Source organism: Natronococcus amylolyticus DSM 10524 (genome assembly GCF_000337675.1).
GTDB classification, from domain to species: Archaea; Halobacteriota; Halobacteria; order Halobacteriales; family Natrialbaceae; genus Natronococcus; species Natronococcus amylolyticus.
Map to the genome: position 1 here is coordinate 114,143 of NZ_AOIB01000043.1, position 12,722 is coordinate 126,864.

Below are 12,722 nucleotides of genomic sequence, written 5' to 3' on the forward strand. Positions count from 1 at the left end.
CCCGGTCAGAAGATCAGTAGCAGGCCGATCACGACGACCGAGACGTACGCCGTGACGACGGCGGCGTAGGTCGCGAACTCCCGCCAGTCGAAGCCGTAGATCGAGAGCACGCTGGCGAAGAGGAACGCGAGCCAGAGGTTCGAGACGCCGGCGCCGTACATCGTCGCGACCAGCGCGGGCACGCCGTCGATTCCCGCTGCCGCCACCGCGGGCCCCTGGAGCAACCAGAGCGAACCGGGGTCGGGCACCAGCAGGCCGAGCGCGAACGCGGCGACGTAGGAACCGACGTACGGCAGTCCGGTCGCCGCCAGCGCGTCGCCAAGCGGCGCGTACAGCGCCGCCTCCGTCAACAGCGCGAACGTCGCCGCGTACAGCAGGAACGGGATCGCCATGTGGTTGGCCCACCGCGTCGCGTCCTCGGTCTTTTCGCGAAACGCCATCGGCGGCCCCTGCACCGCGAGCCCGACCACGACCAGGCCGAACGCCAGCCAGGGCAGGGTCAACGCGCCGCCGGTGCCGAAGTGCCACCCCAGCGAGGCGATCCCGATCGCGACGACGATCCACGTGAGCGACTCGGCGTTCTCGAGGCGGTCCCCGGGCTCCCAGTCGACGGGATCGCGAACGGGCGCGTAGTGGTCGAAGGTCTCGCTGATCGAGCCCTCGAGGATTCGGTCCCGGTCCTCGAGCGGTTCGATCTCGCCGTCGTCGTCGGGCGCCAGCCACACCAGCAAGAGCGGCAGCGTCAGGACGAACAGTATCGTTGGAGCGAGGTTCGCCGGGTGGAGGAGGAACTCGCTCATTCCGATCGTCCCGACGTCGTCGACCATGAAGTTCGCCAGCCCGGTGTCGTCGGCCGCGATCAGGGCGCCGGGACTCGAGGGGCCCTGGTTGGCGACGACCAGCGCCAGCAGCCCGCCGGTCAGCACTGACGGGTAGTGAACCGCAGTGCCGCTCTCGCGGGCGCGCCGACAGAGCCGCTGGCCCAGCAGGATGCCGCCGATCAGGCCCAGCGCCCAGTTGAGCCAGCCGAGCGCGAGCGAGACGGTTGCCGTCGCGTAGATCACGCCGGCCTGACTCGTCGGCAGCGAGGCCGCGAGACGGTCGAAGGCGGCGCCGACCCGCGGCGACTCGACGGCGGAGGCGCTGAGAATCCAGTAGAGGAGCAACAGCATGTGCAACGCGAACAGGTCGTAGACGTAGAACCCGCCGCCGAGCAGCTCGAGCTGGGTCGTCGGCTCGAGTTCGGGGACGGTGGCGACCATCGCGAGGACGGCCAGCAACAGCGCACCGACCAGCGACTCGGGGAAGTACTTCCCGAACGTCGGAACGAACGCGGTCCGGAGGTCGGTCTCGCCTTCGCGGTCGGTGTTCACCTCGGTAGTGTCGACGCCGTCGGCGGGCAGTTCGTTCTCCGTCGAGGTTGGCTCTCCCGTCATCGGGATCACCCGAGCACCCCGATCATGAGCGCGCCGGTCCCCATTACGATCCCCGAGAAGACGAACAGCACGGCGACGTAGCCCATCATATCACGGATCGTGAGTCCGGCGATCCCGAGCACCGGGATCGCCCAGAACGGCTGGATCATGTTCGTCCACTGGTCGCCCATCGCGAACGCGATCATCATGTGGTTCATCTCGGTGCCCTCGATCGACTGGGTCGCGGAGGCGTAGATCTCGCCCATCACGACCCACTGGCCGCCCCCGGAGGGGACGAAGAAGTTGACGATCCCGCCGGAGACGAACACGAGCGCGTACCACGTCGTGTCGGTGGCGTACTGGGCGGCCGTGTTCGCGATCAGTTCGACCAGCCCCGAGAACACCATGATCCCCATGATGCCGCCGTAGAACTGGAACTGGATGATGATCTGGCTGGCACCGCGGATCGCCTCGTGGAAGACGTCGATGTAGCTTCGCAGCGACATGTGTGCAAGAAAACCCAGCCCGAACATCGCCGTGATGAGGACGTTGATGTCGAGGACGTCCATGAACGGCTGGGTCGAGAACAGATAGAGGAGGTAGGCCCAGATAGCGGCGCCGACGCCGACACAGACCAGCGTGCTGTCGAGCACGGCCGCCTTGAGCCGCGAGTCCCGTAGTCGATGGGGCCGCTCGCCGACGTCGCCGCTCCGTGCGCCCTCGCCGCGGGCGGCCCGCAGCTTCTCCTCGGGGACGGTCGTGACGTTCTCCCGGTCGGGCGCCATCAGCGGCATGAGGACGACGACGACCGCGACGATGGCGGCGATCATCACGAGATTGATCGGGTGGAAGATCGTCTCAGAGACCGGGATGACGCCCATCGTTTCCTCGGCGAAGTGGCCGTCGGTCGCGACGAGTAACAGCGCCGCGCCGGACAGCCCCTGGTGCCAGGGCAACAGTCCCGCGTAAGCCGTCGCGACCAGCAGCGGGTAGTGGACGTCGGTTCCCTGTTCGGCCATCGCGATTCCGACCTCACGGGCCAGAATCGCCCCGGCGATCAGGACGACGCCCCAGTGGAACAGCCCCAGGAGCTGGCCGCAGAGCGCGACCACGAAGATCGCCTGGGTCTGGCTGTTCGGGATCGAGGCGATCCGCCGGAGCCCGCGCTTAATCGGCGGCGAGTCGGCGAGCGCCCACCCCGTCAGCAGGGCGAGGGAGGCCTGCGTCGAGAACGTGATGACCTCCCAGAACCCCTCCCCCCAATGGGTCGCGACGCTCGCCGGCCCCTCGTCGGTGACGACCACCGCGATCACCATCGTCAGCAGCGTCAACAGCAGCGCGAAGATGAACGCGTCGGGCAGGAACCGCTTGATCAGCCTGCTCGAGACCTCTCCTAGCTGCGTGAAAAACCGTCCGACGACCCCGAATCCTACCGTACTCATCGTTCGGTCCGGACGGCCGCCTTCCGAGTCCACCACTCGGAACCGGCTCGACGATAGCGATCGTGATTCGGCACTGTCATCTGTTTGCTACCGTCTCACGAAGCCCGAAAAAGGTGCAGCCTGATTCGGAGTGTTGCCGGCTCTCCGATCCGAAATTGGCGGGACGTACGACCTACTCGAACCCGCCCCGGTGGGTGGTCTCCTCGAGCGGTTTGCGACCGCTCGGCCGCTCCTGGTCGCGGTAGTCGTCGTCGAGCGTCTCCGGCGGGGCGCGCTCGCCGAGCGCGAACATCGCCTCGACCTCGTACTCCTCGGGGACGTCGAGTTCCTCGGCCGCGCGCTCGTAGTCGAAGCCGGCCATCCCGCGGACCGCGAGTTCGCGGCGGGCGGCCTCGAGCGCGAGGTTCTGCCAGGCCGCGCCCGTGTCGAAGGAGTGGACCGAGACGGGTTTGTCGTTGTGGTCGAACGTCGTCTTCGAGACGACGACACAGAGCACGGCGGCGTCGGTCGCCCACGCACGGTTCCCCTCGACCAGCAGGTCGAGGAACGTCTCCCACTCCTCGTCCTCCCGGGTCGCGTACACGAACCGCCAGTGCTGGTTGTTGAACGACGACGGCGCCCAGCGGGCGGCCTCGAACACCGGCAGGTACTCGGCCTCCTCGAGCGGTTCGCCCGTCATCGCGCGGGGCGACCAGCGGTTGACGAACAGCGGGTCGATCTCGTGGTCGGGCTCGCGGTGGTCNGGTGGTCGGCGACCTCGTCTCGGATTTCGCGTCGCTCGGCGAACTTCTGCATACTCGAGTGAAGACGCTCGCGACACATCACCGTTCCCGGACGCTCGAGTCACCCGGTAACGGTCGTGTCGTCGGCTCGTGTTCACGGCTCTCTCGGTAGCCGGTAGCGGTGCCCGAACCGCCTTACAGGGAAGACAGGAGAAAGCCCACGACTGAAGTCGTGGGATGAATCCGTCACTGCTGACACGAGCCACGCTCCCATCCCCGGCTGCAATCCCAATGTTTACACTTCAATGAGTCAAACACGCGACACGTGAGCGACCGACCGCGACGCACGAACGAGTATACTGCCAAACCCACCAGCGACCGGTATAACCAGTGCTTGTTCGAGTGGTTGGCCGCCCACGCCCCACTGTGGAACCAGCTCAACTACCGACGCCTTGACGAATACTTCGACGACGACGGCGACGTCTGGGACGCGGAATACACAGACCTCTACGACAAGTACGCACCCGTCCTCGGCAAAGCCACCTGCCAACAAGTCGCCCGAAAAAACAGCGAAGCCTGGCGCTCGTTCTTCCGCCTGCTCGACAAATACTACTCCGACAACCCCTCAGTCACCGAGAAACCCAGCCCGCCCGGGTTCAAAGGTAATCGCGACGACGGCTACGAGTTATACGGCCTCGTCCGCAACGACCTCTACGAGTTCGACTGGGACGAAAACCAGAGCACCCTCGAATTCGGCGTCGGCGACGTCCTCGAAGAGAAATACGACTTCGACCACAACGAACGCATCACGCTGGAAGTCCGCGGCAACCCTCAATGGGACGGTGACGACGCGCGGTTGGAACTCGTCTACGACGAGGCGGCCGACACGCTTCGTGTCAAGCATCCAGTCCGCATACGGCCAGACAAATTGCGAGAACAGCGGTTGGATGCCTTCACTCACACACTCGATCCAGAGAACACGATGCACGCGGCCGCCATCGACGTCGGCGCAAACAACACCCTCGCCATCGTCACCACCACTGGGGAAACCACAGTGTACCACGCTCGACCCGAATTTGAACGGTTCCACGTCTTGTCCGAGTTGATCATCGAGTTGCAGTCACAATTGCCCGCTGACCAGTATACGAGCCCGCGCGTTCAACGCGTGTACGATGAACGCGCCGAGAGGCGCGACCATAGCCGTGACGCCGCGGTGAAACACGCGGCGGACTGGCTGCTCGAACGCAACATTGGAACTGTGTACGTCGGCGATCTAACCGACGTGTTGGAGGCGCACTGGTCGGCTATGGTGAACGAGAAGACGCACGATTTCTGGTCTCATGGGCAACTGGTCGACCGATTAGAGCTCACGCTCGGCGACGTCGGCATCACCGTCGAGCAGGTGAGCGAAGCAGGGTCGAGCAGCGAATGCCCGGCGTGTGGGAGCAACGAGGTGGTGCGGGACGGTGACGAGTTGTATTGCCGTGACTGCGAGTTGGACGCGCATAGTGATGTTTCGGGGGCGTGGAATCTGCTGCAAGCGAGAGAAGGGCCGATGGCTCGGCCTGCCGCCCTGTCTGCTGGACGCGGCAGGGACGGATCCGAGAACTCTTCGGAGTGTGATGGAACGTACTGGGAGTGGAATGGACACGACTGGAGACCCGCCCGGTTTGGGGAACAGTCGAGCCCGGTTGACCAACCCAGCGTCGGCGAACCCGCAAGTTCACAGCCGGGGTAATCAGCTGGCCGGATTGCCCACGGAGGAATCCCACAACTTCAGTCGTGGGAGGAGGTCAAAGTCGACGGGTGCCGGCTGGGCGACGTTCGTGCCACCGATACCATCATTTCTCCCAGTCGATCGCGTCCGTCCGTTCCGCCTGCCGAAGGATGAACGGCCCGAGCGAACCGGTTCGCTTCGAGATTGTTGCGATCCGCAGCACGTAGGCCGCGAGGAGGAAGAAGGGGACGAGGGTGATCGTCGTACTGGCGCTGACGACCCACACCATATTATCCACGCCGAGGAACGTCCCGGGGACGGAGTCCGGCTCGAGGTACAGCACCGTCGCCGTCGCGACGACCACGCCCGGCAGCCCGGCGTACAGTATCGACCGCGTCAGGTGAACGAGCTCCCACTGGAAGTACAACGACTTGAAGTGCTCGAGAGCAGGGCCGAACAGCCGCAGGACGTCGATCAGTTCGTCGAAGGTCTCCAGTTCCTCGTCCTCGAGGCTGTCCTCGTGCTCGTGTCGAAGCCGCCGCACCGCGTAGATCTTCCAGGAGTAGTTGTAGTTCAACCCCGACCGGAGAACGCCGAACTCGCCGAACCTGGAGGTCTCGAGCTGCGAATAGATCTCCTTGGAGTTTCGGCAGACGTTCTCGACCAGCCGATCGGTTCGACGCCGAAGCGTCTCGTCTGCGTTGTCGGCGACGGCCTCTTGAAGCGCCTCGGCTCGTTCGCTGCTCGTCTCCACGAGCGCCTGCAGGAACTGGGAGGGGTCGGGCGGACCGACGGTTCCGAACAGCTCCTCGACGCTGCGTCGGTACTCCATCGCCTCGTTCATCCACGCCTGCTGGTCGCCAAGCCGACCGAGTTCCTGTGAGAGCACCAGCTGATTGATCGAGACGACGAGCGTCACGCCGGTGAGGGTCGCGGCGATCAGCGCCTGGAACGCGGTATCGACGGGCGAGCCGTTCACCATCATCTCCCGGAGCGGCAGGGCGATCGCTCCGAGCCCGACGAGCAGTGCGAACGCCGTGGCTGAGAGGAGTCCCGCGAGCAGCCACCGGTTCGCGTCGAGGAGGATCCAGTGGGCGATCCGACTCTCGCCGGTTCGGCCCCTGAGCGTATCCGTCGACAGCGGGTTCTCCATACCCCTCGTTCAGCCTCCAGCGGAAAAGCGGTTGAGCTTGGAAGCGGAACCCGCGGGCGTCGAAACACTCCCATCCGCTCGGCTAAAAAATCGCTGCCCGTCGCTCGAGCCGTCAGTCGTCGGCCGGTGCCGGCTCGCCGCGCTCGACGTCGATCTCGCCCGCGTCGAGGGCGGCCTCGACGTTACGGGCGGCCTCGACCATGTTCGCCATCTTGCCGTAGGCGACCTCGCGGGGGAGCAGCTTCACGCCGCAGTCCGGCGAGACGACGAGCTGTTCGGGCGGGACGACCTCGAGTCCCTTCTTGATGTTCTCCTCGATCTGCTCGACGGACTCGACCTCGCCGACGTGGACGTCGGTGACGCCGAGTGCGAGGTCCGCGGTGAACTCGGGGTCCTTGAACACGTCGAGCTGGTCGTAGTCGCCGTTGGCGAGCTCGAGGTCGAACTCGTCGACGGGGAACTCGAGGATCTCGGGGTAGATGCGGGAGTAGTCGCCGTAACAGACGTGGAGGCCGATGCGGACCTCCTCGGGGATGTCGGCGACGATGTGCTCGAGCGCCTCGCCGACGATGGCGTGGTCGTCGGGCGTCGTCGCGAGCGCGGGCTCGTCGATCTGGATATAGCGGGCGCCGGCGTCGACGAGCTTCTCGATCTCTTCGTTGACGAGGTCGGCGAGCGCCAGCGTGAGCTCGTCGTCGTCGTCGTAGGCCTCGTTAAAGGACCAGTTCGCCAGCGTGTAGGGGCCCGTGATCGGGACCTTGACGGGGCGGTCGCTCGCCTCGGCGACGAACTCGTACTCGTCGACGAGCCAGCTCTCGTCGTACTTGACCTCGCTTACGACGCTCGGCTTGTCGAAGTAGTTGTGTCCCCAGACCTTGACGGGGCCGTTGAACTCGTAGCCCTCGATCCGGTGGGCGAAGAACTCAACCATCTCGTTGCGCCGCATCTCGCCGTCGACGACGACGTCGAGGCCCGCGCGTTCGTGTTCGTTCGTGATGAGCCGGGAGGCGTCGTCGAGCGCCTCCTGGTAGTCGTCGTCGTCGAAGCTGTGGTCGGGATCCTGGTAGAGCTCCTTCGCGCGGTTGAGCCACTTGGGCTTCGGGTAGGAGCCGACGACGGTCGTCAGCAGGAAGTGGTCGTTCTCGTGGTTCTCGGGTCGGAACTGGTCCTTGTTCTCGTTGCTCATGCTGCTTTCACCTCCGCGAGGTCCGCGGCTTCGGCGAGGACGGCGAGTTTCTCCTCGAACTTGGCGTAGGGGAGGTAGAACGTCTCCGTGTTCGTCGTCAGGTAGACCGTCTCGAACTCCGAGACGGGAACCTTGTCGTACACCCAGTCGACGCGGTCGCGGATCGCTTCCGGATCCTCGACGAGCGTGTTCTGGCCGTCGGCCAGCCCGAGCGAGAGCTGGTCGGTCGCGCCGTACTCCTGAAGGTTGTAGACGTTGTCGTCCTGGTTCGCGACGAAGTCGAAGCCGACCGCGTCGATATCGGCGTCGAGCAGGTGAGCGTACACCTTCTCCTCGAGCGCACCCCAGTAGGGCTGGACGACAACGTCGGCGTCGGTCGCGCTCGCGACCTGATCGATCGCCTCGCTGGCGCGCTCGTCGACGCCGTCTTCGGGGGCGTTTTCGACGAGCGAGGGCTCGAGCAGGAACAGCGTTTCGTGGTCCGGGAAGGCGTCGACCTCACCGGCGAGGAACTCGCCGACCGCGGCGAGGAACTCCTCGTCGTCGCCGTAGTGCTCGTCCGTCGCGAGGTCGGCCAGGGAGTAGGGGCCGGGCAGGACAGCCTGCAGATCGTCGTCGCCCGCAAGCTCCGCGGTGGCCTCGAGTTCCTGGGCGACGTCACCCGAGAAGTCGAGGTCGCCCTGCACGACGGGGTCGCGATAGAAGTTGTTGTTGTCGTAGTAGCGGACGATCCCCTGGGTGTCGACGTTGTCGTGGACGGCCAGCGGGTGGGCGAGCATGTCATCCCAGCGAAGCTGGCCCTCGCTGACTCGATCGAGGCCGGCTTCCTGCTGTACCCCGATTACTTCCTCGCGAGCCTCGTCGTAGGCCGCGGTGATCTCCTCGCCCTCGTCGCCGCTGACGAGGTCGCCCTTCTGGTGTCCCTTCAGATCCGAGAGGTCGTCTTTCGTCCAGTCCGGGAGCGGGAACAGCCCCGGCGTGGTCGAGACGTATTCGGTCATCGTGAGCGCGGCTAGGCTATGCCGGGGCTTAATATTTTCCATCCGACCTAATACGCCAGAGTAATTTCGCACGTTATCGGGGATGACTGCATTCCCACTGCGGAACTCTCGAGGGCCGAACGAGGAACTATACTCCCGGCTTGCGGACGGTCAGTATGGCTCTCACCGTCGATCACGTCCCCTTCGCGTTCGCGGGCCTCGAAGCGATCACCGCGGAGTTCGAGCGACTCGGCCTCGCGCCCGAGTACGGCGGCGCCCACGAGAACGGCGTCACCCATATGTCGGTCCTCGGCTTCGACGACCGATCGTACGTCGAACTCATCGCCGAGCGCGACGAGGGCGACCACGACTTCTGGCCCGAACACATCCGCGCCGACGCGGGGCCCGCGGCGTGGTGTGTTCGGGTTCCCGACGTCACCGAGGAGTGCAAGCGACTGCTCGAGCGCGGCGTCCCGGTTCGCGGACCCCTGCCTGGCGCTCGCGAGCGCGAGGACGGCACCCTCGTCGAGTGGGACCGCGCGGAGTTCGGCCGACCCGATCGACGGCTGCTGTTCCCGTTCGCTATCGCGGATCGGACACCCCTTTCGTACCGGGTCGAGCCCTCGCCGAGCGTCGCCGACGGGCCGCTCTCGGGGATCGGTCAGGTCGTCCTCGCCGTCTCGGATCTCGAGGACGCGATCGAGACGTTCGAGGCCGCCTACCGGTTCCCGACGCCCGTTCGCGACACGGTTCCGGGACTGGGGACCGTCGCCTCGGTCCCCGGCCAGCCCGTGGCGTTCGCCGCGAGCGAGAACGGCTGGCTCGCCGAGCGACTCGAGCGCTTTCCCGAGGGCCCGTGTAGCTGTCTCCTCGCAACGGACGATCTCGCGGCCGCACGCGAGACGTATCCGCTGGGCGACCCCCTCGAGTGGCCCGACGGTCGCGTTGCGTTCTTCGACTCCGAACTCCTGGGTCGGCGACTGGGCGTCGTCGAACGGGTCTGAGGCTAGCGATCCGTCCCCGAGCCGGCGTTACTCGAGCGCCAGCAACGCGACCTCGCCGTCGACGTCCGCGACGACGTAGAGCACGCCGTCGTCGAGTACCGGTCCGCGACCCACGGAGCCCTCGAACTCGTGCTCGAACCGGACTGCCGGCCCGTCGCTCGGATCCCCGCTCGGCGCAGGATCGAGCGCCCAGAGGCGATCGCCGCCGACGAACACGGTTTCGCGGCCGACGGCCGGCGCCGTCCGGCTCGAGTCACCGATCTCGAACTCCCAGCGCTGCTGCCCGGAGTCCGCATCGATCGCGCGCAGCGTGCGTCCGGCGACGGCGAGGACGAGGTCGTCCGCGACCGCGAGCCCCGTCGAGACCTGTCCCGTTTCCGCGGACCAGGCCGTCTCAGAGACGGCATCGTGGTCCGTCGTCAGGGCGTACGTCTCACCGTCGTAACAGGGAACGTAGACGACGTCCTTGTCCGCTGTCGGTGGACCGCTCGGGCGGGCCGGCAGCTCCCACCGGGCGTACGCGACGCCGTCGTACAGGACGTACACCATTCCAGCCTCGGTCGCGACGGCGACCCCGCGAGGACCCGTGTAGGCCGGGTGGTCGAGGGTCTGACCCAGGAGGTCGCGCCGCCAGCGCTCGGAGCCGTCCTCGGGGTCGAGTTCCAGAATTCGTTCACCGATCCCACAGAGCACCCCGTGGCCCCTGATCGTCGCCGGCGCCGTAACGCTACCCGGCGCGTCCAGCTCTCGGCTCCAGATTTCGTCGCCGGTGTCGGCCTCGAGGGCCGAGACGCCCTCGTACGTCGAGACGTAGGCGATCCCCTCCAGAATCAGCGGCGGTTTCTCCACGTCCTCGAGCGTCCACAGCTCAGTTCCGTCGTCGGCGTCGAGGACGCGCAGTCCCTGGTTCCCGACGAAGTAGACGCGCCCGTCGGCGACGATCGGTTCGGCGAAGCCGATCTCCGGGACGCCGACGCGCCAGCGTTCCGAAATGCCGTTGACCGGCGCTTCATCGTCCCCGACGGCCCGCGTGTTGGCCGCGTTGCAGCCGAAACTCGACCACGAGCCGTCGGCGCCGTGGACGTGGCTGTTCGGGTCGGGGAGTTCGTCGACGCCCGACTCGGGCGGCTCTCGTGGCCCGGGCGCCTCGCCTGTCTCGTCGCTCGCAAACTGCGAACAGCCGGCGAAGAGCGCGCTGCCGGAGCCGGCAGCCACGAGAAACGCGCGTCGCGATGGAGTCATCGTGTCCCCCTGCTGACGTAGGGAGCAAGTGTCTTCTGCTCGCCGAGCACCGTTACCGAAACAGCTCGAGCACTGTCAGCGTCTCGAAGGGGAAGGAGTGATCGGCGATGGCGGCGGCGCTGAACCCTTCCTGACCCGCGCGCTCGACGACCGCGTCGACGTCGGTGAGGCTGCTGACGAGCAGGTAGACGGTGCCGTCGGGAGCGAGCACGCGGTCGACGCTCTCGAGGAACGGGTCGATGATCGCCCGGCCGTCCTCGCCGCCCGAGAGGGCGTGTTCCATCCAGTCGTCCCACTCGCTGTCGGGGTCAGTAGGTAAGTACGGCGGGTTGAACGTGACGACGTCGAACGCACAGTCGACAAACGGCGAGACCAGATCGGCCCGAACGGCCTCGAGGCCCTTCTCGCGGGCCTGGCGAACCGCGTGCGGGTTCAGGTCCGAGGCGATCACGCGGGCGTTGGTCTCCTCGGCGATGCGGCCGGCGACGTAGCCCGAACCGGTTCCGACCTCGAGGACGGTTCGTCCGTTCTCGTCGCCACTACCCGAATCGCTCGAGAGGCGCTCGCAGACCGCCTCGGCGAGCAGCTCGGAGTCCTCCGCCGGCTGATACACGTTCGTCTCGAGTCCGCGTCGTTCTCCGAGGTCCATCTACTTGCCCTCCTGTGGTGAGGTCCGCCGTCGACCGTCGGTCGGCTCTCCGTCCGTCTGTGCCGTCCCCTCCGGGTCGTCCTCGTCGGCGACTCGGAAACCGCCGGTTTCGGCCCGTCCCGTAAGTTCGCGCTGCGGGTACGGGATCTTGATGCTCGCCTCGCCGAACGCCTCCTTGATCGCGTGAATCGCGGCCGTCCGGGCCTCCGCGTGTCGCCTCGCGCTCGGCTTGTCGATCCAGAAGCGGACGCCGAGGACGATCGACGAGTCGCCGAACGACTTCGTGACGACCTGTGGCGAGGGCGCGTCGATCGACTTCTCGAGGTCGGCGACCGTCTCCACCGCGAGCTCGCTCGCGCGCTCGACGTCGGCCGCGTAGTCGACGCCGACGTCGATCTCGACCCTGAGTCGTCCCTGCTTCGAGCGGTTCGTGACGACCTCGCTCGCGATCACGTCGTTGGGGATCATGATGAACTCGCCGTCGAACGACCGAATGTGGGTGTTGATGATCGAGATGTCGGTGACGATCCCCTGATCGCCCTCGACCTCGATCCAGTCGCCGATCTCGAACGGCCGGGCGAACATTAGGACGAACCCGGCGAGGATCGTCCCCAGCACCTGCTGGGCGGCCATCCCGATAATGATCCCGAGGAAGCCGGCCCCGACGAGCAGTCCGCCCAGATCGTCGATCCAGAGCGCGAGGATCACGATCACCGACACGGAGAGGATGATCACCTGCGAAAGCCGGTGGGTGACCTCGCGCTGATGGTCCGTCACCGCCGACGCCGAGCCGAGTACCTCGTCGATCAGGCGATGGACGACCCGCGTGACGATCAGCGCGGAGACGGCAATAACGAACGTGACGACCGCCCGGGCGACGGCGTCGCCGCCGATATCGTACTCCGTGGCGATAAACCGGAGCTGATCGGTCTGTCCCCAGACCCCGACGATCGTCGCGAGCGCGAGCAGGAAGGTCCCGACCAGCACCGCCGTCGAGACGATATCGCTGTACAGCGGTCGTATGCGCTCCTCGAGGCGCTCCTGAAGCCGCTGGAAGGTGAGCACGACGGCGACGAGCGCACCGATCGCTACGAGCGTCACCGCGATCCGAAGCGGCGTTGCCTGGAAAACATCGGCCAGCCAGTCGAGTCCCGTCGTCTCGGTCATCGTTCCGTTCTCGAGCGAGTCGGCGATCCAGCTACCTGTATCCGT

Annotated in this window: 11 protein-coding genes; 2 read left to right on the forward strand and 9 right to left on the reverse strand. The window is 66.2% G+C overall.

The window, feature by feature from the left end; genetic code table 11:
- Positions 1 to 5 precede the first annotated feature (5 nt).
- From C491_RS20950 to C491_RS20960, 3 genes are all read right to left on the reverse strand, one after another.
- A complete protein-coding gene (locus tag C491_RS20950; RefSeq protein WP_005559988.1) occupies positions 6 to 1,436 on the reverse strand; it encodes a TIGR00366 family protein in 1,431 nt (476 codons plus the stop codon).
- Between the two features lie 5 nt (positions 1,437 to 1,441).
- Entirely contained in the window at positions 1,442 to 2,857 is a 1,416-nt protein-coding gene (locus C491_RS20955) for a short-chain fatty acid transporter (protein ID WP_049892458.1), read from the reverse strand.
- Positions 2,858 to 3,029: 172 nt separating this feature from the next.
- Positions 3,030 to 3,677 (reverse strand): nitroreductase family protein, encoded by a 648-nt coding sequence (locus C491_RS20960; RefSeq protein WP_005559992.1) that lies wholly within the window; start codon positions 3,675 to 3,677, stop codon positions 3,030 to 3,032.
- A gap of 227 nt (positions 3,678 to 3,904) precedes the next feature.
- On the opposite strand from C491_RS20960, the gene C491_RS20965 reads away from it, so the two are divergent.
- Complete coding sequence (locus tag C491_RS20965) at positions 3,905 to 5,317, forward strand: RNA-guided endonuclease TnpB family protein (RefSeq protein ID WP_005559993.1); 1,413 nt, start codon at positions 3,905 to 3,907, stop codon at positions 5,315 to 5,317.
- Positions 5,318 to 5,420: 103 nt separating this feature from the next.
- Here the strand turns inward: C491_RS20965 and C491_RS20970 are convergent, their stop codons facing one another.
- The 3 genes from C491_RS20970 to C491_RS20980 all read right to left on the reverse strand — a co-directional run bounded on the left by C491_RS20970 (position 5,421) and on the right by C491_RS20980 (position 8,636).
- Positions 5,421 to 6,449 (reverse strand): thiamine pyrophosphate-dependent enzyme, encoded by a 1,029-nt coding sequence (locus tag C491_RS20970; protein WP_005559994.1) that lies wholly within the window; start codon positions 6,447 to 6,449, stop codon positions 5,421 to 5,423.
- A gap of 112 nt (positions 6,450 to 6,561) precedes the next feature.
- Complete coding sequence (locus tag C491_RS20975; RefSeq protein WP_005559995.1) at positions 6,562 to 7,635, reverse strand: methionine synthase; 1,074 nt, start codon at positions 7,633 to 7,635, stop codon at positions 6,562 to 6,564.
- Positions 7,632 to 8,636, reverse strand: coding sequence for a hypothetical protein (locus tag C491_RS20980; protein WP_005559996.1), 1,005 nt, complete (start codon positions 8,634 to 8,636; stop codon positions 7,632 to 7,634). The genes C491_RS20975 and C491_RS20980 overlap by 4 nt, the downstream gene beginning before the upstream one ends.
- Before the next feature lie 155 nt (positions 8,637 to 8,791).
- Between C491_RS20980 and C491_RS20985 the strand changes: the two genes are divergently transcribed.
- On the forward strand, positions 8,792 to 9,619 hold the full coding sequence (locus tag C491_RS20985) for a VOC family protein (RefSeq protein WP_005559997.1): 828 nt from the start codon (positions 8,792 to 8,794) through the stop codon (positions 9,617 to 9,619).
- 27 nt (positions 9,620 to 9,646) lie between these two features.
- On the opposite strand, the gene C491_RS20990 is transcribed toward C491_RS20985, so the two are convergent.
- The 3 genes from C491_RS20990 to C491_RS21000 are packed head-to-tail and all read right to left on the reverse strand — an operon-like array spanning position 9,647 to position 12,677.
- Positions 9,647 to 10,861, reverse strand: coding sequence for an outer membrane protein assembly factor BamB family protein (locus C491_RS20990; protein ID WP_005559998.1), 1,215 nt, complete (start codon positions 10,859 to 10,861; stop codon positions 9,647 to 9,649).
- A 52-nt stretch (positions 10,862 to 10,913) separates the two neighbouring features.
- The gene (locus tag C491_RS20995; protein ID WP_005559999.1) at positions 10,914 to 11,510 is read right to left on the reverse strand and encodes a HemK2/MTQ2 family protein methyltransferase; all 597 of its coding nucleotides are present in this window, start codon (positions 11,508 to 11,510) and stop codon (positions 10,914 to 10,916) included.
- Positions 11,511 to 12,677: a mechanosensitive ion channel family protein gene (locus tag C491_RS21000; protein ID WP_005560000.1), complete on the reverse strand. Its 1,167-nt coding sequence runs from the start codon at positions 12,675 to 12,677 to the stop codon at positions 11,511 to 11,513.
- Positions 12,678 to 12,722: the final 45 nt, after the last annotated feature.